Origin of the sequence: Agromyces sp. H66, from assembly GCF_004959775.1 — a bacterium.
Lineage (GTDB): Bacteria > Actinomycetota > Actinomycetes > Actinomycetales > Microbacteriaceae > Agromyces.
The window spans coordinates 184,169-202,817 of record NZ_SJZG01000003.1 but is presented as its reverse complement, the minus strand read 5'-3'; the positions used below and the strand labels follow the sequence as shown (position 1 = coordinate 202,817).

The 18,649-nt window shown below is 71.2% G+C and carries 26 protein-coding genes; 10 read left to right on the top strand and 16 right to left on the bottom strand.

Annotated elements, in window-relative coordinates; genetic code table 11:
* Nucleotides 1–34: 34 nt before the first annotated feature.
* The 4 genes from EZM51_RS06785 to EZM51_RS06770 form a co-directional block, all read right to left on the bottom strand.
* Nucleotides 35–469 (bottom strand): hotdog fold thioesterase, encoded by a 435-nt coding sequence (locus EZM51_RS06785; protein ID WP_136707491.1) that lies wholly within the window; start codon nt 467–469, stop codon nt 35–37.
* 27 nt (nt 470–496) lie between these two features.
* A complete protein-coding gene (locus EZM51_RS06780) occupies nt 497–982 on the bottom strand; it encodes a cupin domain-containing protein (RefSeq protein WP_136707490.1) in 486 nt (161 codons plus the stop codon).
* Nucleotides 979–1,524 (bottom strand): Rrf2 family transcriptional regulator, encoded by a 546-nt coding sequence (locus EZM51_RS06775; protein WP_248305503.1) that lies wholly within the window; start codon nt 1,522–1,524, stop codon nt 979–981. Before EZM51_RS06775 ends, EZM51_RS06780 begins: the two co-directional genes overlap by 4 nt.
* 78 nt (nt 1,525–1,602) lie before the next feature.
* The gene (locus EZM51_RS06770; RefSeq protein WP_136707488.1) at nt 1,603–2,211 is read right to left on the bottom strand and encodes a zinc-binding alcohol dehydrogenase; all 609 of its coding nucleotides are present in this window, start codon (nt 2,209–2,211) and stop codon (nt 1,603–1,605) included.
* A 69-nt stretch (nt 2,212–2,280) separates the two neighbouring features.
* On the opposite strand from EZM51_RS06770, the gene purM reads away from it, so the two are divergent.
* The gene (gene purM / locus EZM51_RS06765; protein ID WP_136707487.1) at nt 2,281–3,387 is read left to right on the top strand and encodes a phosphoribosylformylglycinamidine cyclo-ligase; all 1,107 of its coding nucleotides are present in this window, start codon (nt 2,281–2,283) and stop codon (nt 3,385–3,387) included.
* Nucleotides 3,388–3,392: 5 nt separating this feature from the next.
* Nucleotides 3,393–4,151: an LLM class flavin-dependent oxidoreductase gene (locus EZM51_RS06760; RefSeq protein ID WP_136707486.1), complete on the top strand. Its 759-nt coding sequence runs from the start codon at nt 3,393–3,395 to the stop codon at nt 4,149–4,151.
* Here EZM51_RS06760 and EZM51_RS06755 read toward each other — a convergent pair.
* Both EZM51_RS06755 and EZM51_RS06750 read right to left on the bottom strand, forming a co-directional pair.
* The gene (locus EZM51_RS06755; RefSeq protein ID WP_136707485.1) at nt 4,136–5,125 is read right to left on the bottom strand and encodes a proline dehydrogenase family protein; all 990 of its coding nucleotides are present in this window, start codon (nt 5,123–5,125) and stop codon (nt 4,136–4,138) included. The genes EZM51_RS06760 and EZM51_RS06755 overlap by 16 nt on opposite strands.
* Nucleotides 5,126–5,240: 115 nt before the next feature.
* Nucleotides 5,241–6,761 (bottom strand): SulP family inorganic anion transporter, encoded by a 1,521-nt coding sequence (locus EZM51_RS06750; RefSeq protein ID WP_248305530.1) that lies wholly within the window; start codon nt 6,759–6,761, stop codon nt 5,241–5,243.
* Nucleotides 6,762–6,939: 178 nt separating this feature from the next.
* On the opposite strand from EZM51_RS06750, the gene EZM51_RS06745 reads away from it, so the two are divergent.
* Nucleotides 6,940–7,305, top strand: a complete 366-nt coding sequence (locus EZM51_RS06745; RefSeq protein WP_136707734.1) for a MerR family transcriptional regulator — start codon at nt 6,940–6,942, stop codon at nt 7,303–7,305.
* Nucleotides 7,306–7,355: 50 nt separating this feature from the next.
* Entirely contained in the window at nt 7,356–8,009 is a 654-nt protein-coding gene (locus EZM51_RS06740; RefSeq protein WP_211195836.1) for a hypothetical protein, read from the top strand.
* On the opposite strand, the gene EZM51_RS06735 is transcribed toward EZM51_RS06740, so the two are convergent.
* Nucleotides 7,954–8,520, bottom strand: coding sequence for an NUDIX hydrolase (locus EZM51_RS06735; RefSeq protein WP_136707484.1), 567 nt, complete (start codon nt 8,518–8,520; stop codon nt 7,954–7,956). The genes EZM51_RS06740 and EZM51_RS06735 overlap by 56 nt on opposite strands.
* 63 nt (nt 8,521–8,583) lie before the next feature.
* On the bottom strand, nt 8,584–8,787 hold the full coding sequence (locus EZM51_RS06730) for a DUF3073 domain-containing protein (protein WP_136707483.1): 204 nt from the start codon (nt 8,785–8,787) through the stop codon (nt 8,584–8,586).
* Between the two features lie 196 nt (nt 8,788–8,983).
* Between EZM51_RS06730 and EZM51_RS06725 the strand changes: the two genes are divergently transcribed.
* A complete protein-coding gene (locus EZM51_RS06725) occupies nt 8,984–10,153 on the top strand; it encodes an NAD(P)-binding domain-containing protein (RefSeq protein ID WP_136707482.1) in 1,170 nt (389 codons plus the stop codon).
* A 12-nt stretch (nt 10,154–10,165) separates the two neighbouring features.
* Here the strand turns inward: EZM51_RS06725 and EZM51_RS06720 are convergent, their stop codons facing one another.
* Genes EZM51_RS06720 through EZM51_RS06710 form a run of 3 tightly spaced genes read right to left on the bottom strand, consistent with a single transcriptional unit; the run spans nt 10,166 to nt 11,329 of the window.
* The gene (locus EZM51_RS06720) at nt 10,166–10,594 is read right to left on the bottom strand and encodes a DUF1801 domain-containing protein (protein ID WP_136707481.1); all 429 of its coding nucleotides are present in this window, start codon (nt 10,592–10,594) and stop codon (nt 10,166–10,168) included.
* Nucleotides 10,595–10,619: 25 nt separating this feature from the next.
* On the bottom strand, nt 10,620–11,009 hold the full coding sequence (locus EZM51_RS06715) for a VOC family protein (RefSeq protein WP_136707480.1): 390 nt from the start codon (nt 11,007–11,009) through the stop codon (nt 10,620–10,622).
* A 2-nt stretch (nt 11,010–11,011) separates the two neighbouring features.
* The gene (locus EZM51_RS06710) at nt 11,012–11,329 is read right to left on the bottom strand and encodes a metalloregulator ArsR/SmtB family transcription factor (protein WP_136707479.1); all 318 of its coding nucleotides are present in this window, start codon (nt 11,327–11,329) and stop codon (nt 11,012–11,014) included.
* A 95-nt stretch (nt 11,330–11,424) separates the two neighbouring features.
* On the opposite strand from EZM51_RS06710, the gene EZM51_RS06705 reads away from it, so the two are divergent.
* The 4 genes from EZM51_RS06705 to EZM51_RS06690 all read left to right on the top strand — a co-directional run bounded on the left by EZM51_RS06705 (nt 11,425) and on the right by EZM51_RS06690 (nt 14,574).
* Nucleotides 11,425–12,030, top strand: coding sequence for a hypothetical protein (locus EZM51_RS06705; protein ID WP_136707478.1), 606 nt, complete (start codon nt 11,425–11,427; stop codon nt 12,028–12,030).
* 100 nt (nt 12,031–12,130) lie between these two features.
* Nucleotides 12,131–12,775, top strand: coding sequence for a copper resistance CopC family protein (locus EZM51_RS06700; RefSeq protein ID WP_136707477.1), 645 nt, complete (start codon nt 12,131–12,133; stop codon nt 12,773–12,775).
* A gap of 12 nt (nt 12,776–12,787) precedes the next feature.
* On the top strand, nt 12,788–13,336 hold the full coding sequence (locus EZM51_RS06695; protein WP_136707476.1) for a copper chaperone PCu(A)C: 549 nt from the start codon (nt 12,788–12,790) through the stop codon (nt 13,334–13,336).
* Nucleotides 13,336–14,574 (top strand): Dyp-type peroxidase, encoded by a 1,239-nt coding sequence (locus EZM51_RS06690; protein ID WP_136707475.1) that lies wholly within the window; start codon nt 13,336–13,338, stop codon nt 14,572–14,574. Before EZM51_RS06695 ends, EZM51_RS06690 begins: the two co-directional genes overlap by 1 nt.
* 89 nt (nt 14,575–14,663) lie before the next feature.
* On the opposite strand, the gene crcB is transcribed toward EZM51_RS06690, so the two are convergent.
* The 5 genes from crcB to EZM51_RS06665 form a co-directional block, all read right to left on the bottom strand.
* A complete protein-coding gene (gene crcB, locus EZM51_RS06685; protein WP_248305502.1) occupies nt 14,664–15,044 on the bottom strand; it encodes a fluoride efflux transporter CrcB in 381 nt (126 codons plus the stop codon).
* Nucleotides 15,041–15,460 (bottom strand): CrcB family protein, encoded by a 420-nt coding sequence (locus tag EZM51_RS06680; protein WP_136707474.1) that lies wholly within the window; start codon nt 15,458–15,460, stop codon nt 15,041–15,043. The genes crcB and EZM51_RS06680 overlap by 4 nt, the downstream gene beginning before the upstream one ends.
* A gap of 9 nt (nt 15,461–15,469) precedes the next feature.
* Entirely contained in the window at nt 15,470–15,985 is a 516-nt protein-coding gene (locus tag EZM51_RS06675; RefSeq protein WP_136707473.1) for a GNAT family protein, read from the bottom strand.
* An 85-nt stretch (nt 15,986–16,070) separates the two neighbouring features.
* Nucleotides 16,071–16,697 carry a PadR family transcriptional regulator gene (locus EZM51_RS06670; RefSeq protein ID WP_136707472.1) on the bottom strand — a complete coding sequence of 209 codons (627 nt, stop codon included), beginning with the start codon at nt 16,695–16,697 and terminating at the stop codon, nt 16,071–16,073.
* Complete coding sequence (locus tag EZM51_RS06665) at nt 16,694–17,572, bottom strand: DUF4097 family beta strand repeat-containing protein (protein WP_136707471.1); 879 nt, start codon at nt 17,570–17,572, stop codon at nt 16,694–16,696. Before EZM51_RS06665 ends, EZM51_RS06670 begins: the two co-directional genes overlap by 4 nt.
* 281 nt (nt 17,573–17,853) lie before the next feature.
* Here EZM51_RS06665 and EZM51_RS06660 point away from each other — a divergent pair, with 281 nt between their 5' ends.
* A complete protein-coding gene (locus tag EZM51_RS06660; RefSeq protein WP_136707470.1) occupies nt 17,854–18,612 on the top strand; it encodes a MerR family transcriptional regulator in 759 nt (252 codons plus the stop codon).
* Nucleotides 18,613–18,649: the final 37 nt, after the last annotated feature.

The following is an 18,649-nucleotide window of genomic DNA, read 5'->3' as shown; positions in this document are numbered from 1 at the left end:
GCGTCTCGGCTGGTGAGGTCGGCGCCCGCGCGCCTCAGTACTCCGACGGCTTCGCGAGCACGGCCATGGTGCAGCGCGAGACGCACACGAGCCGGTCCTGCTCGTCGGTGATGCGGATGTCCCACACCTGCGTCGTGCGCCCGCGGGTGATCGGCCGCGCCTCGCCGTAGACCCAGCCGTCGGCCACCGGTCGCACGTGGTTGGCGTTGATCTCCATGCCGACGCAGTAGTTCGCGGCGGGATCCACCGTGAAGCTCGCGCCCCAGCTCGCGAGCGTCTCCGCGAGGACGACGGATGCCCCGCCGTGCAGCACCCCGCCCGGCTGCCTGGTGCGCTCGTCGACGGGCATGCGGCCCTTGAGGGAGTCCGCCGTGAGCTCGGTCATCTCGATGCCGAGCGCACGGATCGCGGTGCCGTCGCAGCGGGAGTTGGCCCACTCGACGGAGGGTTCGCCGAACCAGATGCTCATGCGATCGAGTCTGGCACGACGTGACGGTCAGGCTCGCGACGCCCGCCAGGCCGCACTGTCGACGTAGCGGTTGTCGAACCGGTCCGACGTCGCCTGCAGGTCGGCGAGGGTGATCTCACCGCGGTGCAGCTGCTCGAGCATCCGGTAGTAGGGGAAGCGTTCCTGGCCGGGGGTGTAGATCGCCAGCATGTCGGCCTCGCGGCCCGCGGTGGGAGCGAAGGCGTGCGTGGTGCCCGCGGCGATGAAGGCGAGGTCGCCGGCGGCGAGGGTGTGCACCTCGTCGTCGATGAGCACGTCGAGCGAGCCCGCGATGACGAAGATCGTCTCCGTCGCGTGGTCGTGCCGGTGCGCCGGAGCACCGGGCGACCCTGCGGCGAGGTATGCGCGGTTGATGCTCGTGGTGCCGTTCGTGTGCTCGCGGTCGGCGAGGAGCGTGATGGTGCTCGTGGGGCCGTCGACGACCTGTTCGGCCTCGTCGCCGCGGACGATGGTGTGGGTGATGGTCGTGGTCATGATCTCTCCGTGTTCTGGATCGTGTTCTCGGTTGCGGGTCGTTCGGGGATCGTGGGGCGACGGGCCGGTCGGGCGTTCGCGAACCAGTCGCGCGTGGCCTCGGGGGTTCCCGGGTAGGCCTGCTCGACGTCGCGGCGGATGTCGCCCAGCGTGCGGCTTGCGAGTTCGCGACGCCATGCCAGGTCGGCTCGCGACATCGCCTGCGAGAGGATGCACGTCACCGCGTAGTCGACCGACGGGTCTCCGCCGGGCCCCTCGGCCAGCAGGTTCGCGCACGCGAACGCCTCGGTGCGACCCTCGATCGCGACGACGACGTCGAGGAGGCTCACGTCGTCGGGCTCGCGTGCCAGGCGGAAGCCGCCCCGCGGCCCCGAGACCGAGGTGAGGATTCCGGCGCGAACCAACGCCTGGAGCTGCTTGTTCAGGTAGGCCGGCGGAAGGTCGTAGAACGCCGCGACCTGTGCCGTCGTCTTCGCTTCGCCCTCGGGCACCCAGCTCAGGTTCAGGCAGGTGTGGAGCGCCCACTCGACGCCTTCGCTCATCTGCATATTCTGGATATTACACATCCAGAATAGCGAGACGCAAGACCGCGGCTCTCGCCGGCGTGCATCCGCCGGCGGCTACGCGAGCTCGGCGATGATCGGGTGGATCGCGTCGTCGAAGGCCGAGGCATCCGACCGCAGCGAGTCGGTGACCGCCACGGTCATGGCGCCGATCCACCAGACGCCGGGCGCCGTGAAGGGCATGACCTCGACGTTGAGCTCGAACGAGTGCGCTCGCCGACCGACCTCGCGTTCGTGCTCGGCGATCGTGCCGGCGTACGCGCGGTAGGAATCCCCGCGTCGCGCGGCGGACGCCGAACGGTAGGTCTGGTGCGCCCACTCCGCCCACGCCCGCGCCGCCTCGGCATGCGGCACGATCGCGGCGGCGAGCACTTCGGCGTCCGAGACCGGCAGGGCGACGTCGGTGTCATACGCGTCGACGAGCTCGAGCGGCACGGGCGACGGATGCGCCTCGGGTTCGACGGTCATCGCCCACCAGGCGCGCCACTGGCGTTCGAGCAGGTCGTGCCGGTCGATCTCGAGCCGGTCGCCGACGGCGCCGACATCCCGGAGCCGGGGCAGTTCGACGGGCGACGCGATGCCGAGCACCTCGCGCAGGTAGAGGGCGAGGAGAACCGAGCGACTCGCGTTCTCGCGAATCACCCACGACGGCGTGGCCCCCGACATGACCTCATTTTAGTCCCGTGCGGCGGGCACGTCACCGTTCGCCGCGCGGGCCGCGGGTACGCTTGACAGGTGACCGCGAACTCGTCCTACGCCGCCGCCGGAGTCGACACCGCGGCCGGCGACCTCGCCGTCGAGCTCATGAAGGAGGCGGTCGCGAAGACCCACGGGCCGAACGTGCTCGGTGGCGTCGGCGGCTTCGCCGGCCTGTTCGACCTCTCCTTCGCGAAGGCGTTCGAGCGGCCGCTGCTGGCGACCTCCACCGACGGCGTCGGCACGAAGATCGCGATCGCGCAGGCGCTCGACATCCACGACACGATCGGGCAGGACCTCGTCGGCATGGTCGTCGACGACATCGTCGTGGTCGGCGCGAAGCCGCTCTTCATGACCGACTACATCGCGTGCGGCAGGGTCGTGCCCGAGCGCATCGCCGCGATCGTCACCGGCATCGCGCGCGCCTGCGCCGAGACCGGCACCGCGCTCGTCGGCGGCGAGACCGCCGAGCACCCCGGGCTCATGGGCGTCGACGACTACGACGTCGCGGGTGCGGCGGTCGGGGTCGTCGAGGCCGACCGCCTCCTCGGCGCCGAGCGCGTGGCCGACGGCGACGCCGTGCTCGCCATCGCGTCGAGCGGCCTGCACTCCAACGGGTTCTCGCTCGTGCGGCACATCCTGCAGAACGCGGGACTGTCCTACACGGATGCCGCACCCGATCTCGGCGCGACCTGGGGGGAGGCGCTGCTCGAGCCGACGCGGCTGTACTCCGGGCCGCTCGTGAAGCTCCTCGAGCACGATCGGCTCGCGGCATCCGTGCACTCGCTCTCGCACGTGACCGGAGGCGGCATCGCGGCGAACCTCGCGCGCGTGCTGCCGCGCGGCACCTGGGTCGAGGTCGACCGCTCGACGTGGTCGCCCGCCCCGGTCTTCCGAGTGCTGAACGACCTGGCCGGCACCACGCTCGAGTCGACCGAGGGCACCTGGAACCTCGGCATCGGCTTCTTCGCGGTGGTGGCAGCGGATGCCGCGGCCGACGTCATGGCCGAGCTCGACACGCTCGGCCTGCCCGCGTGGCAGGCCGGCAACGTCACGACCGGCGACCGCGACCTCTCGGGCTTCGAGCAGGGCGCGAAAGGCGTCGACGGCGGCGCCGTGCGACTCGTCGGCTCGTACGCGAGCTGAGCCGTATGCGCGCGGCCGTCTCGATCGGAATCCCCGGCACCACCGATCCCGCCACGATCCGGGCGCTCGCGCCGCGCATCGAGCGACTCGGCTTCTCGGCACTCTGGCTGAACGACGTGCCGCGCGGCGACTCGCTGGCCGGTCTCCGCGTCGCCGCGACAGCGACCGAGACGCTACGTCTCGCGACGGGCGTGATCCCGCTCGACCGGCGCCCCGCCGACACCCTCGACATCGGCGACCTCCCCACCGAGCGCACCACCATCGGCATCGGCTCCGGTGCCGCGCGGCATCCGCTCGCCCTCGTGCGCGACGGCATCGCGACGGTACGCAGGGCGACGGATGCCGCCATCGTCGTCGGCGCGTTGGGTCCGCGCATGCGGCGGCTGGCGGCCGAGCGCGCCGACGGCGTGCTGTTCAACTGGCTCACGCCCGCGGCCGCGGCCGAGGCGATGACCGAGCTGCGCGACGCGGCCGCCGGACGCGCGGTGCGCGGCGTGCTGTACGTGCGCACCATCGCGGAGCCCGCCGCGCGCGCCGCGCTCGAGCGTGAGGCCGAACGCTACGCCGCCGTGCCGTCGTACGCCGAGAACTTCGAGCGCCTCGGCGTGCGGCCGATCGACACCACGATCTCGGCCGCGGCCGACCTCGCCGCCTTCGACGTGGTCGACGAGGTCGTTCTGCGCGCCGTCACGCCGGCGGGATCGCTCGCCGAACTCGAGGACTTCGTCGAGGAGACCGCGCGCTGGTCTCAGGAGGCGGCGTAGGCCGCGACGCCGGCCGTCTGCCCCGCGGCATCCGATCGCCCGCCCGCGTCGAGGATGGCGTCGAACACCCGGTCGGGCTGCTCGGCGATGCGGTTGAGCACGTAGAGCCACCACTCGGTGCCGAAGAGCGCGTACTCGCGAGTCGGGTGGCCGTCGTGGTGCAGGCGGTCGAGGAGTTCGGTGCCGAGGCCGCGGAGCATCTCGAACTCCACCTGCCCGGATCGAACCGCCTCGGGGTGATCGCGCAGCACCGCGTCGACGAGGTCGGGGTCGTGCGTGGCGATGTTCACCCGATGCCCCGATCCGATCAGCGCGCCGCCGAGTTCGAGGTAGCGGCTCGGGAGTTCGGCGGCGTCGCGGGCCAGTGCCGCGCCCGCCGATTCGAGGAACGCGCCCTTCACCAGGCGCAGCGGGCCCGGAAGGGCGAGCGCCCGGTCGAGGTCGGTGGGGGTGCGGTGCAGCCGCGCCTGCAACGTGAGCCCGATCGGGGCACCCGCCGCGGCGAGCCGTCCGGTCGCCTCGAGCACGAGATCGGTGCGATCGGATGCCTCGGCCGAGACCATGAGCTCCGTGCCGAGCGGCGCGATCGCCTCCGCGAGGCGCATCCCGTTGCGATGCACGTGGTCGGCCCCCTGCAGCAGTCCGATGTGGCTGAGGTCGAACGAGATCGTGGCGGGCAGTTCGATCTCGCGCAGCCGGCCGATGAGCGCGACGAAGACCTCGGTCTCCCGATCGGCGACCTCGGCATCGCGCACGCTCTCCCCGGTGTACTCGAGGCTCACGCGGTGTCCGCGCCCGGCGATGGCTCGGGCGGCCGCGAGTGCGTCGTCCACGGTGTCGCCGGCGACGTACCGGGCGGCGATCCGGCGTGCGACCGCCGCCAGCGTGGGGTCGGCCATGGCGCGGGCCTTGAGCCGCTCGTCGAGCGCCCATGCGCGAAGCACCTCGGCGGCGGGTGAACGGTGATCTGACATGCGGGGACCTCCAATTCGTCGCAGGTGCCACCGTACTGCCTCAGGCACCCGCCACGCGCTCCGCCGAAGAGCCCCGCCGCGCGACGCGCGCGGCGGGCGGTTCGGGCGGGACGGGCTAGTGACCGGCGCCGAGGTTGCCGGCGAGCCGGCCGTGCAGCATGGTGCTGGCCTCGTTCATGCCGACGATGACGGCGCGCTTGCCGTGGTGCTCGTACTTGGTGGTGATGCTGTCGAGGGCGGCGACCGTGGACGCGTCCCAGATGTGCGATCCCGACATGTCGATGACCACCCGTTCGGGGTCGTCGGCGTACTCGAACTGGGTGGTGAGGTCGTTGCTGGAGGCGAAGAACAGCTCGCCGATGACCGTGTAGTACGCGGTCGGCACCGGCTCGTCGAGCGCGACACGACGCTCGACGGTCGCGAAGTGCGCGACCCGGCGGGCGAACGCGATCATCGCGACGATCACGCCGACGATGACGCCGATGGCGAGGTTGTGGGTGATCACGACGATCGCGACGGTGGCGACCATGACGGTCGTCTCGCTCTTCGGCATCCGCTTGAGCGTCGACCAGCGCACGGAGTGCCAATCGAACGTCGCGACCGACACCATGACCATCACGGCGACGAGCGCGGCCATGGGAATGATCGCGACGACGTCGCCGAGCGCGACGACGAGGATGAGCAGGAACGCGCCGGCGAGGAACGTGGAGATCCGGGTGCGGGCGCCCGAGGCCTTCACGTTGATCATCGTCTGGCCGATCATCGCGCAGCCGCCCATGCCGCCGAAGAACCCCGAGAGCACGTTCGCGGCGCCCTGCCCGAGGGCCTCGCGGGTCTTGCGGGAGTGGGTGTCGGTGACCTCGTCGACGAGCTTGGCGGTCATGAGCGACTCGAGCAGGCCGACGAGGGCCATCGCGAGCGCGTACGGCGCGATGATCGTGAACGTCTCCCAGGTGAGCGGCACGTTCGGGATGAACAGCTCGGGCAGGCTCTCGGGCAGCTCGCCCTCGTCGCCGACCGTCGGCACGTGGAGGGCGGTGACCACGGTCGCCACGGTGATCAGCACGATCGCGACGAGCGGCGCGGGGACCACCTTGGTGAACCGCGGCATGACGACCATGATGATGATCCCCGCCGCGACGAGCGGGTAGACCATCCACGGCACGCCGATCAGGTGCGGCAGCTGTGCACTGAAGATGAGGATGGCGAGGGCGTTGACGAAGCCGATCATCACGCTCCGCGGGATGAAGCGCATGAGCTTCGCGACGCCGAGCAGCCCCATGACGAGCTGGAAGATCCCGGCGAGGATGACCGTGGCGATGAAGTAGTCCATCCCGTGATCGCGCGCCACCGGGGCGATGACGAGGGCGACCGCGCCGGTCGCGGCGGTGATCATGGCGGGGCGACCGCCGAGGAAGGCGATCGACACCGCCATCACGAACGACGAGAACAGGCCGACGCGGGGGTCGACGCCGGCGAGGATCGAGAACGAGATCGCCTCGGGGATGAGGGCGAGGGCGACGACGAGGCCCGCGAGGACCTCGCGGGTGAGGATGCGCGGGGTGCGCAGGGCGGTCAGGACCGATGGCTCCGGACGGTACCGCGAGGGCGCGTCCGAGCGCTGCAGGATGGCCAAGATGGTCTCCGTCAAGGTGGGGGCTCCGAGAAAGCCGTGGATAGAGTCGTGGAGCGCCCCGTTGCGCGTGTGCCGAGAACCGGCGAAAGCGATGCCGGCTCGACCGGCCCGCCCAAACCTACCCTGACGTGAGGGTTGAGTGCGAATCGAGGATCACGTGACCGAGTCCGAGCGGACGATGCACATCGGCGAACTCGCCGAACGCACGGGCCTGTCGCTGCGCACGATCCGGCACTACGACGAGATCGGGCTGCTCAAGCCGTCGGGCCGCACCGAGGGCGGATTCCGGCTGTACACGGAGCCCGATCTCGAACGACTGCTCCTGATCCGTCGCATGAAACCCCTCGGCTTCGCGCTCGAGGACATGATCGAGCTGCTGCGCATCATCGAGGCCCGTGCCGTGGCATCCGACCCGGGCGTGGATCGCGACGCCGAAGACGCCTTCCGGCGCTATCTCGAGGAGGCACGCGCTCGGCGCGAGAAGCTGCGGGAACAGCTGGCGATGGCCGACGAGTTCGTCGATCGGATCTCCCGTCTCCAGTGACCCGGGGCTGCATCGCGGGGTGTCGCGATGCCGGTCGCTATCGTGTGCCCATGACCGCTGGTCGCGTGGATGCCGCCGCACCATCGCTCGGGCGATGGGTGGGTCTCATGGTGGCGGGCGAGAGCGCCGGCTTCCTCGTTCCGGTCACCGGATTCGCGCTCGCCGCGATCCTGGGCCTCCACGGCTGGCCGGCGTGGGCGCTCCTCGTCGTCATGGGCGCCGGGGAGGGCGCGCTGCTCGGGCTCGGACAGTCGCTGGCGCTGCGCGGGTCGAGCGCCGCGGTGCCGATCGGGCGCTGGATCGGGGCGACGGCGGTCGCGGCATCCGTCGCCTGGTCCATCGGGATGCTGCCGACGACCCTCGCCGACCTCGGCGTCGCGATCGACTGGGGCGCACCGGTCACCTGGGTCGTCGCCGGGTCGGCGGGGCTCGTGCTGCTCGCGACCATCCCGGGCGCGCAGTGGCCGGTGCTCGCGGGCAGCGTGCCGCACGCGTGGCGGTGGATCCCCCTCAACATGGTCGCGTGGCTCATCGGAATCGTGTTCACGTTCCTCCCGTCGCCGTTCATCGACGAGTCCACGCCGGCCGGGGTCGTCTTCTCGCTGTTCGCCGTGGGCGGGGTGCTGATGGCGACGACGGTCGCGGTCATCACGGGGCTGGGGTTGCGCCGGATGACGCGGCCGCGTCGAGCCGGTGCAGCGTGAGCGCCGCGATCGTCACCGCGTCGACGACCTCGCCCGCGCGGATGAGGTCGGCGAGCTCGTCGTCGCCCACCAACCGGTGCTCCATGTGCAGCTCGGTCGCCTCGCGATCGGGGTCGCCGGGCTCGAGGTCGGTCGCGAGGAACACGTCGCAGGCCTGATCGACGAAGCCGTAGGCCTCCTGCATCCGGCCGATCCGTCGCATCGTGCGCGCCGTGAAGCCGGTCTCCTCGCGCAGCTCGGCCGTGGCGAGGGCGAGCGTGTCGCCAGCGTGCCCGGCGGGCCACGAACCCTGCGGGAACTCGAGCACGCGCCGGCCGATCGGGTAACGGTACTGCTCCACCATCCACCAGCCGTCGCCGTCGCGAGGGAGGATGACGGCGAAGTCGGGCTTCTCCACGACGCCGTACACGGACTCGTGCCCGCCGGGCCAGCGCACCAGGTCCTCGCGCACGCGCATCCAGGGATTGGCGTAGGCAAGTCGGGTCGTGAGGGCGCGCGGAGACTCGGTCATCCGCTCAGCCTAGGACGCGCCTCGCGGAGGGGTGGTGCGGGGAGAGCGCAGGGGAGGCGGTGGTTACGCGCGCTGCTCGTCGCCCGTGACGTAGGTGTCGTCGTCGTCGGCGGCGTACTCCGCCCACTTCGACGCCTCGTCGTCGTACTCGTCATGCTTCGAGCCGGTGAGCTCGCGCTCAAGCGCGGTGTAGTCGGTGTTCGGGCTGAAGTACTTCAGCTCCCGAGCGACCTTCGTGTGCTTGGCTTTCTGACGGCCGCGCCCCATGCGTGACCCCCTTACGACATCTGGCCGGGTGGGATGGTCTTCACCCGGCGCTCATCTGATAAATGAAATTCGTCCGGACGCCAGTTTAGCACCGCCGATCATGCACTCCGGCGTCATCCACATCGGGGTCGAACGGCGGAATTCGAGCCGATCAGTTGTGCGCGCATACAGCCGGACGTGCTGAGATGGTGAGGTGATGTCGAGCCCGGAGCGCGTGAAGATCGTGGTGATCGGCGCTGGACAGGCCGGACTCTCCGTCGCCTACTATCTCCGGCGCTTCGAGCTCGTCGCCGGCGAGGACTTCGTCATGCTCGACCGCGCACCCGGTCCGGGCGGCGCGTGGCAGCACCGCTGGTCGTCGCTGCGCCTCGGCACCGCGCATCGGGTCAACGATCTTCCGGGAATGTCCGACCTCGGCCTGAGCTTCGACACCGCCGATCGGTCGCTGCCGGCCAAGGAGGTCGTCGCCGACTACTACGGCCGCTACGAGGAGCACTTCGACCTCCGGGTGCGCCGCCCCATGAACGTGCGCACCGTCGAGAACGACGGCGTCGACCTGCGCGTGCACTACGAGGACCTCACGCCGCAGCCCATCGAGGAGCAGAAGGCGCGCGGCCTGTTCGGTCGACGCCGCCGGTCGCTCGACGAGGGCCCGCCGCCGCCCCCGCGGCATGAGATCACGTCGCAGTTCCTCGTGAACGCCACGGGTACGTGGGGCTCGCCGTTCGTCCCCTACTACCCGGGCATGGCGGACTTCGCGGGCCGCCACGTGCACACCTCCGATTACACCGATGCCGAGGACTTCCGCGACAAGCACGTCGTGGTCGTCGGGGGCGGCACCTCTGCGATCGGCTTCATGCTCGAACTCGAGAGCGTGGCGTCGGGGCTCACCTGGGTGTCCCGCCGTCCGATCGACTGGCTCGACCGGCACGAGCTCGACCTCGAGGGCGCATCCGCCGCCGTCGCCAAGCAGGATGAGGCGGCGCGGGCGGGTCGTGCCCTTCCGTCGATCGTGAGCGGCACGGGCGTGCCGAAGAGCCGCCGCATCGCCGCGGGCATCGAGCGGGGCCTCCTCGTCGCGCGACCCATGTTCGATCGCATCGAGGCCGACCGCGTGGTGTGGGACGGCCCCGACGGCGGCATGGCCCGCGCCGACGCGATCATCTGGGCGACGGGGTTCCGGCCCGAGCTGCGACACCTCGCCCCGTTGAAACTCCGCGAGAAGGCGGGCGGCGTGCAGGTCGGCCAGGGCGCCGCGTGGAACGACCCGCGCATCTTCCTCGCCGGCTACGGCCCGCAGGCCTCCACCATCGGCGCCAGCCGCGCGGGCCGCATGATCGCGCGCCAGATCATGGCGATGCTCTAGCGAGCGGATGCCTCAGCCGCGGCCCTGGTCGTCGGCGCCCGGCCCGAACGTGCCGGCCGTGAGCGTGCGATACGACGCCGCGACGAGCTCCTCGAGCGCCGCGAGGTCGACCCGGGCGAGGTCCTTCAGGTAGAGGCATCCGACGCCCGTGGTGTGCGGGCCGACCCGCTCGACGAGGTCGGCGTGCGCGTCGATGCCGTCGTAGAGGTAGATCGTGGTCGCGGCCTTGCGCGGTGCGAAGGCCGCTGCCGGGGCGTCGCCTTCGCGTCCGCTCGCGTACCGGTAGTGGTACGACCCGAAGCCCACGATGGACGGTCCCCACATTTTCGCCGGCTGCCCGGTAACGCGCGTCATGAGCCCCAGCATCGTCTCTGCGTCGCGTCGCCGCACCGGGTGCTCGACCCGGTCGAGGAATGCCCGCACGTCGGCGTCCGTCACCATGGCGGAAGTCTACGACCGTACGCCGCTAGCCCGGCATGCTCGCGATCTGGATGAGGTTGCCGCACGTGTCGTCGAAGACGGCCGTCGTGACGGGACCCATCGCGGTGGGCGGCTGGGTGAACTGGACGCCCGCGGCGACGAGCCGGTCGTGCTCGGCGTTCACGTCGTCGACCGCGAACGAGGTGAAGGGGATGCCGTCGGCGACGAGTGCCCGCTTGTAGGGCCCGGCCGCCGGGTGCTGATCGGGCTCGAGCAGGAGCTCGACGCCGTCGGGAGCCTCGGGGGAGACGACCGTGAGCCAGCGGAACTCGCCGGCGGGCACGTCGGTCTTCTTCTCGAAGCCGAGCACGCGGGTGTAGAAGTCGAGTGCCTTGGATTGGTCGTCCACGAGGACGCTCGTGACGTTGATGCGCATGGTCATTCCTTTGCCTGGTCGGTCGGATCCCCCGGGTCGGGGTGGTCGACGTGCGCTCGGAGCCAACCCCGCCACACGTCCCGGAGAGGTACGCGGTTCAGGGTGTGGCGTCGGAAGCGTCCGTCACGACGGGTCTCGACGAGGCCCGCACGCTCGAGCACGTCGAGGTGCTTCGCGACGGCCTGTCGCGACACCTCGAGGCCGTGGCGCGAGATCAGTCGTGCGCACAGCTCGAACAGGGTCTGGTCGTCGCGCTCGGCGAGCTCATCGATCAGGATGCGCCTCGTCGGATCGGCCAGTGCGCGGAACACGTCGTCCACGGCATCAGCATAGGCAACCAGTTGGTTACCTGTCAACGGCCCGAGCACAGAAGTGGTTGCTAGAGTTGAGCGAATCCCGACCGAAGGGCCCCGACGTGAACCGTGCGACGCAGCTTGCGCGTGGCGCGACCACGGCTGCGGTCGCCCTGTTCCTCGCGGCCTTCTCGCACGGCGTCGCCGCCGGCGAGGCGCCCGGGGGCGTCGGGCTCGTGTTCGCCGGGATCGTCGCGCTCGCGGCATCCGTCGCGTTCGTCGGCCGGCGCAGCACGCCGGTGCGCGTCGCGCTCGCGGTCGTCGTGAGCCAGGCCGCGTTCCACCTGCTCTTCGGCGTCGGCGCGGGCAGCGGCGATCGGCTCGCCGTGAGCGGCAGCGGCCACCACCAGGTGGTGACGCTCGTCGAGGGCGCGGCGCCGGCCGCGGCCCACACCGCGCACACCGACATCGCCATGCTCGCTGCGCACGCGCTCGCCGCGGTGCTCACCGTCATCTACCTCCTCGCCGTCGAGGCCGCCGCGTGGCGTTCGCTCGCCGGCACGGCTCGCCGTCTCGTCGGTCGGCTCACGGGGGCGATCACCCTCGTGCCGGTCGCCGTCCTGGTGCCGCGGCCCTCTGCAGGCGCCGCACCGGTGCCTGCTCGCTCTCGGCTCCTCAACTCGGCGCTGCGTTACCGCGGTCCGCCCGCAGGCCCCGTCTTCGCCTGATCCCCGCCGCCGTCGCGGCGATGCACAGTAGTCCGGATACGTCGGCAGGAGCACGCCTCCGTGCCGTCCGCGTATCCGTCGGAAGACAGGATCCTGACACATGACCGAACAGACCTCAGCCGCCGTCAGCGGAATCGAGCCGCCTGCCCGGCGCATGAATCGGGTGCGCATCGCTGTGCTCGCCGGCACCGTGCTCGCCGCCGTCATCGGCCTCGCCGATATCGCACCGGCCGTCGCCCACGACGAGCTGCTCGCCGCGAGCCCCGAGGACGGCCAGGTCGTCGAGACGGCCCCCGCCGCCGTCGAGCTCGAGTTCTCGAACGACATCATCGAGATGGGAACGGCGATCATCCTCTTCGACACCGCGGGCGATCAGCTCGCGGTGGGCGAACCCGTGATCGCCGGTCGTACCGTGACCGCGACGCTTCCGCCCGACGTCGCCGACGGTGACTACCAGCTGCGCTGGCGCGTCGTCTCCTCAGACGGCCACCCCATCGAGGGCACGATCGACTTCGGCGTCGGCGTCGGCGCGACCGGCGACTACGCGGCCGCAACGGCATCGGACGACGCGAGCGATCAACCCGACGACGCAGAGCAGACCGACGCCCAGGACTCAGGCGAGACCTCTCCGGCATCCGGGTCCTGGCCGATCGTCGCCGGCATCGTCGGCGGCCTCGCCGCGATCGCGCTCGTCGTCACCCTCATCATCCGTACCATCCGCCGCAACGGCGGAACTCCTTCCTAAGGAACATCCAACATGCGAACCATCCACCGATCCCTCCTCGCCTCCGCGTTCGTCGCCGTCGCCGCGCTCTCCTTCTCCGGATGCGCGGTCACCGGCGCCGTCGTCGAGTCGGCCGCCGCCGAAGCCCCCGCAAGTCCGGTGGCGGATGCCGCGGCATCCGTGACCCTGACCGACGGCTGGGCGAAGGCCGCCGAGAGCGGCATGACCGCCGTGTTCGGCTCGCTCGAGAACGCCGGAGCCGAGGACGTCGTCGTCGTTTCCGCCGCGACCGATGCCGCCGATGCCATCGAACTCCACGAGGTGGTCGCCGACGGCAGCGGCACCATGACCATGCGAGAGAAGGAGGGCGGGTTCCCGATCCCCGCGGGCGACCACGCCCACCTCGAGCCCGGAGGGGACCACATCATGCTGATGGGGCTCACCGGCCCGCTCCTCCCGGGCGACGAACTCGATCTCACGATCACGTTCGACGACGGCTCGAGCCTCGACCTCACCGTGCCGGTGAAGGACTACGAGGGCGCGAACGAGAGCTACGACGGCGGCGAGCACGGGGCGCACTGATGACCCGTGAATCCGCAGGCGGCGGGTTCTCGCGACGGCAGCTCCTCCTCGGGGGAGCTGCCGCCGCGGGCGCCGGTGCCGCGACGGCCCTCGGCGCCGAGGCGGCATGGCGCGCCTCGGCGGGGGGCGAGGCGTCGCCGGCGGCGAGCGTCGTGGCCTCCGCGACGACGGTCGGCGACGCGGTCGTGCCGTTCCACGGCGAGCACCAGGCCGGCATCGAGACCACGCCGCAGGCGCACGCGCTCTTCATCGCGCTCGACCTGCTCGATGGAGTCGACGGCGCCGCGCTCCGCCGCCTGATGCGCATCCTCAGCGACGACGCGGCCCGCCTCACCCGCGGCGAGCCCGCGCTCGCCGACAGCGAGCCCGAGCTGGCCCTCGTGCCGGCGCGCCTCACCGTGACGTTCGGATTCGGGCCCGGCTTCGTGGCCCGGGCCGGAGCCACGGCACCGAGTTGGCTGCGCCCGCTGCCCGCGTTCGCGATCGACCGGTTGCAGTCCGCGTGGAGCGACGGGGACCTGCTGATCCAGCTCGGCGCCGACGATCCCGTGACCCTGGCGCACGCCGCACGGATGCTCCTGAAGGACGCCCGCGCCTTCGGCACCGTGCGGTGGTCGCAGCGGGGGTTCCGGCGGGCGGCCGGCGCCGAGGCATCCGGAACCACCATGCGGAACCTCTTCGGCCAGGTGGACGGCACCGTCAACCCCGCACCGGGCAGCGCGGACTTCGCGGACGTGGTCTGGATCGGCGACGGGCCGCGGTGGCTCGAGGGCGGCACGGGCATGGTGCTCCGGCGCATCGCGATGGACCTCGACGGATGGGACCGGGTCGACCGTCCCGGCCGCGAGTTCGCCGTCGGCCGCCGACTCGACACCGGCGCGCCGCTGACGGGCGAGGCCGAGCATGACGAGCCCGACTTCGGGGCCGTCTCGAAGCTCGGCTTCCCCGTGATCTCGGAGGTCTCCCACCTGCGCAGGTCGCGCAGCGACGACCCGCGCGAGCGGATCTTCCGGCGCGGCTACAACTACGACGACGCGCCGGTCGGGTCGTCGGTGTCGGACGCGGGGCTGCTCTTCGCCGCCTATCAGGCCGACGTCGACCTGCAGTTCGTGCCCATCCAGCGCCGGCTCGACGAGGCCGACCTGCTCAACGAATGGACGACGCCGATCGGGTCGGCCGTGTTCGCGATCCCGCCCGGGTGCGCGGAGGGCGGGTACGTCGGCGAGACGATCGTCTGACGCGGGACGAGCGGATGCCGCGGGGCGGGCGCATATCGCGGCTCGGCGTCGCGGCATCCGCTCGGCTCAGCGCGCGGCATCCGCTCGGCTCAGCGCGCGGCGACGTACGCCGCGGCGGCCGCGGCGAGGCCGAGCACGAGCGTCACGACCACGTTGAGGATCGCCGCTCGCCATCGTCCGCCGTCGAAGAGCTCGATGGTCTCCACGGTCCACGTGCTGAACGTCGTGAGTCCACCGCAGAACCCGGTGACCAGGATGAGGCGCACGTCGCCTGCGAGTTCGGCCCGCTCGGCGAGACCGATGAGCGCGCCCGCGAGCCCAGATCCGAGCACGTTCACGATGAGGATGCCGCCCGGCAGGTGCCCTGGCCGCACGGGGAACGCGCGCGACAACGCGTACCGGAGCACGGCGCCGATCGCTCCGGCCACGAGCACGGCGGCCACGATGAGCGGGGTCAGGCCGCCGGTCACAGGGTCTCTCCGGCATCCGTCACCTCGGTGGGCATCGGCCGGTGCGCGATGAGCGAACCGAGCCGGAGACCAGCCGCGGCGAGGGCGAGGCCGCCGACCACCGAGATGCCCAGGTACAGGGCCGCGAGGCCGGGTTCGCCGACGCGGGTGAGCACGAGCACCGAGGCGAGCACGGCCGAGAGGGTCGTGAACGAGCCGAGTACGCCCGGCCCGAGGCCCGCCTTCAGCCACATCGGCGTTGACGGCCTGGTCCACAGGCCGCCGACGAGCCAGCCGAGCACGAACGCGCCGAGGAGGTTCACGACGAACGTCTCGACGGGCAACTCGCCGTCGGAGTGCGGGAACGCGAGGTCGCTCGCGAGCCGCAGGCCGGTGCCGATGAGGCCGCCGAGGGCGACGGCGAGGTACGCGCGCACCTCTCGAGCCTACGCCCGGGATGCCCCGTCGAGCTCGAACACCCACACGTTGGCGTGCAGCACGAGTCCGGGCCGTACCTCGAAGTCCTCTTCGCCGACGAGCGTGAATCCGGCCTTGCGGCAGACCGAGTTCGAGGCGGGATTGTCGACACGCGGGTAGGCGTAGACCGGCAGCGTCTCGCCCGAGTCACGGGCGCGCTCGAGCATGGCGACCACGGCGGCCGGGGCGATGCCCTGTCCGCGATAGGCCGCCTCGACCGACCATCCGGCCTCGAGCACGGGCCGCCCGTGATGATCGCGCCGCCAGTACCCGATGACGCCGACGCCCTCGGGATGACCCGGCACCTCGATGCGGAACTGGAAGGCCGTGCCCTCCTGCTGCATGCGGAGGTAGCGCTCGTGTCTCGCGATCACCTCCTCGTCGGTCTCGGCGCCGCCGAGCTGATCCATGAGCTCGGGCGTGTTCGCCCGGCGCAGGAGGTCGAGGTCGTCGGCCGACCAGGGGCGGAGCGTGACGTCGGTCATGGAACGAGCGAAGCACGCCCCACCGACACTCGCTCGTCTGAGCGGCGGGTCTCGAGGCGTCGCTGCGCTCGCTCCTCGACCCGCGTCAGCGCTCGGCGAGCGTGGCGAGCACGTCGTCGCGGACCTGCGCGAGCCGCGCCTTCAGCAACGCCACCGATTCGGGACCGACGCCGCCCCGGTTCGCGTGCGTGCGCAGGTCGGTGCGGAGCTGCTGGCGGAACTCGTTGAGCACGAGGTCGGCCTCGTGCACCGCGCGGGCGGATTCCACGTGTGCCGCGTTGGCGGCGGCCGTCGCGGTCGCCGAGGCGCTCGTGGCCTGGCGCTTCGCCTCGCGCGCGGCCGATGCGAGTTCGGCGCGGAGCGATCGCATCGCGTCGTTCACCTCGGCGCGAACGCCGTCGGCGAGGCGCCGGACCGAGTCGGTGAGGTCGTCCTCGATGGCGTCGAGCTCGTGCCGCCTGGCGTCGAGTTCGGCCCGACCGGCATCCGTGATCTCGTAGACGGTCTTGCGGCCGTCGGCCGACTTCGTCACGAGGCCCTCCTCCTCGAGCTTCGAGAGGCGCGGGTAGATGGTGCCGGCACTCGGGCTGTAGGTGCCGCCGAACCGGTCGGAGAGCGCCTGGATGAGCTCGTAGCCGTGGCGTGGACGCTCCTCGAGCAGCGCCAGCAGGTACAGGCGCAGGTTGCCGTGGGCGAAGACGGGGGGAGTCATGCCGACGCCTCGCCGTCGCTCGGGTCGGACGGGGCGGCGCCGGCTGCGGCATCCGTCGTCCCGCTCCTCCCGGCCTCGCGCCGCATGATCGAGATGTTGCCCGAGACGCTGTTGGCGCCGAGGTCGAGCCAGCGACCCGCGAGTTCGCCGACGACGCGCTCGAAGCCCTTGCCGAGCATGCCCTTCATGGTCACGTCGTCGAGCAGCACCGTGCCGCCCACGGTGTTGATGCGGTAGCGCGCACCGGTACCCGGCTCGAACCGCACCGTGAGGTCGCCCGAGACGGTGTTGGTGTCGATGCGGTCGGGTGTGCCCTCGGTGTCGACGATCATGTTGCCCGAGACCGTGTCGGCGTTGAACGACACGATGTCGCCCGTCGCGACGACGTCGCCCGAGACCGAGTGCGCCGTGATGCGGCCGGTGTGGTTGCCCGCCGAGACCTCGCCCGACACGCTCGAGAGCTCGACGTCGCCCTCGTGGCTGTCGACCACGATGTCGCCCGACACGGTGTTGAGCCTGGCGTCGCCCGTGAAGCCCGACACGAGCGCATCGCCCGAGACGACGCCGAGCTTCAGTGCGACCGAGCGCGGCGCGAGGATCGAGACCTCGGCCTTGGCGCTGCCCACGAAGCCCTTGAACGCCTCGATGAAGTTGTCCCAGCGCAACTGCGGGTGGTCGACCTCGAGCACGTCGCCGTCGATCTCGACCTTGAGGTCCTTGCCGGTGACGCCCCTGATCTCGATGCGGGCGCCCGGCTCATCGTGCGCGATGACGTCGACCTTGCCGCCGATGAGGCTCACCTTGAGCTTGCGTACGAGCTCGAGGTCGATGACCCGGGACTCTCCGGGTGCGATGACCCACTTCTCGATGGCCATGGTGGTTCCCCTGTTCTCGCGATATATCGCGTTTGCCTTCGATGTCACGATATATCGCGTCTTGCCCGAACGCAACCGTTCGATTCTGCGGATATACGATCGGGCGCGCCGCGGATCCGGCCGCTCCGCCGGGGGGTCGGATCGTATATCCGCAGAAGGGGGCGGGAATCCGACCGCAGGGGATGTCGCGGTCGCTTGACTTTGACGTAACGTCAACCTTTACCGTGGCTGTCATGGCACGGCGACCGCCGGGCCACGGCCGAGAGTGCGAGGAGGACGCAGTGGACTGGTCGATCCAGGAGATCGCGAAGATCGCGGGCACGACGAGCCGAACGCTGCGTCACTACGACGACATCGGCCTGCTGCCGCCGAGTCGCATCGGCGGCAACGGCTACCGGTACTACGACGACCGCGCCCTCGTGCGGCTGCAGCGCATCATGCTGCTCCGCGAGCTCGGGCTCGGGCTGCCGGTGATCGCGGAGGTGCTCGACCGCGAGGAGAGTGCCCCGCAGGCCCTGCGCGCCCACCTCGGGTGGCTGCAGGAGGAACAGGACCGACTGGCGCGACAGATCGCGTCGGTCGAACGGACCATCGGAGCACTGGAAGGAGGTGAACGACTCATGGCAGAGCAGATGTTCGACGGCTTCGACCACACGCAGTACAAGGACGAGGTCGAGGAGCGCTGGGGCAAGGACGCGTACGCGAAGGGCGACGCGTGGTGGCGCTCGTTGAGCGCCGACGAGAAGTCGGCATGGCAACAGCGGGCCGCGCGGCTCGGCAGCGACTGGACGGCGGCGTTCGAGCGGGGCGTCGACCCCGCGGGCGACGAGGCCCAGGCCCTCGCGCAGCGCCACTTCGAGTGGCTGCGCGGCATCCCGGGCACGCCCGGCGGTGGTGCGGCCGGCCCGACGAAGGAGTACTTCCTCGGCCTCGCCGACATGTACGTCGCCGACGAGCGCTTCGGCGCGAACTACGGCGGCCAGGCCGGCGCGGAATTCGTGCGGGACGCGATGACCGTCTACGCCGAGCGCAACCTGTAGCGCACGCGCACGCCTGATCGCCCCCGAGGTGTCCCGT

Coding starts and splice junctions, on each gene's coding strand:
- EZM51_RS06780 (WP_136707490.1), bottom strand. CDS start 982: ATGACCACGACCATCACCCACACCATCGTCCGCGGCGACGAGGCCGAA.
- EZM51_RS06670 (WP_136707472.1), bottom strand. CDS start 16,697: ATGACTCCCCCCGTCTTCGCCCACGGCAACCTGCGCCTGTACCTGCTG.
- EZM51_RS06770 (WP_136707488.1), bottom strand. CDS start 2,211: ATGTCGGGGGCCACGCCGTCGTGGGTGATTCGCGAGAACGCGAGTCGC.
- EZM51_RS06695 (WP_136707476.1), top strand. CDS start 12,788: ATGCGAACCATCCACCGATCCCTCCTCGCCTCCGCGTTCGTCGCCGTC.
- EZM51_RS06720 (WP_136707481.1), bottom strand. CDS start 10,594: ATGGTGACGGACGCCGACGTGCGGGCATTCCTCGACCGGGTCGAGCAC.
- EZM51_RS06700 (WP_136707477.1), top strand. CDS start 12,131: ATGACCGAACAGACCTCAGCCGCCGTCAGCGGAATCGAGCCGCCTGCC.
- EZM51_RS06755 (WP_136707485.1), bottom strand. CDS start 5,125: ATGTCAGATCACCGTTCACCCGCCGCCGAGGTGCTTCGCGCATGGGCG.
- EZM51_RS06760 (WP_136707486.1), top strand. CDS start 3,393: ATGCGCGCGGCCGTCTCGATCGGAATCCCCGGCACCACCGATCCCGCC.
- EZM51_RS06735 (WP_136707484.1), bottom strand. CDS start 8,520: ATGACCGAGTCTCCGCGCGCCCTCACGACCCGACTTGCCTACGCCAAT.
- EZM51_RS06690 (WP_136707475.1), top strand. CDS start 13,336: ATGACCCGTGAATCCGCAGGCGGCGGGTTCTCGCGACGGCAGCTCCTC.
- EZM51_RS06675 (WP_136707473.1), bottom strand. CDS start 15,985: ATGACCGACGTCACGCTCCGCCCCTGGTCGGCCGACGACCTCGACCTC.
- EZM51_RS06725 (WP_136707482.1), top strand. CDS start 8,984: ATGTCGAGCCCGGAGCGCGTGAAGATCGTGGTGATCGGCGCTGGACAG.
- EZM51_RS06740 (WP_211195836.1), top strand. CDS start 7,356: ATGACCGCTGGTCGCGTGGATGCCGCCGCACCATCGCTCGGGCGATGG.
- EZM51_RS06785 (WP_136707491.1), bottom strand. CDS start 469: ATGAGCATCTGGTTCGGCGAACCCTCCGTCGAGTGGGCCAACTCCCGC.
- EZM51_RS06665 (WP_136707471.1), bottom strand. CDS start 17,572: ATGGCCATCGAGAAGTGGGTCATCGCACCCGGAGAGTCCCGGGTCATC.
- EZM51_RS06715 (WP_136707480.1), bottom strand. CDS start 11,009: ATGCGCATCAACGTCACGAGCGTCCTCGTGGACGACCAATCCAAGGCA.
- EZM51_RS06745 (WP_136707734.1), top strand. CDS start 6,940: ATGCACATCGGCGAACTCGCCGAACGCACGGGCCTGTCGCTGCGCACG.
- EZM51_RS06775 (WP_248305503.1), bottom strand. CDS start 1,524: ATGAGCGAAGGCGTCGAGTGGGCGCTCCACACCTGCCTGAACCTGAGC.
- EZM51_RS06730 (WP_136707483.1), bottom strand. CDS start 8,787: ATGGGGCGCGGCCGTCAGAAAGCCAAGCACACGAAGGTCGCTCGGGAG.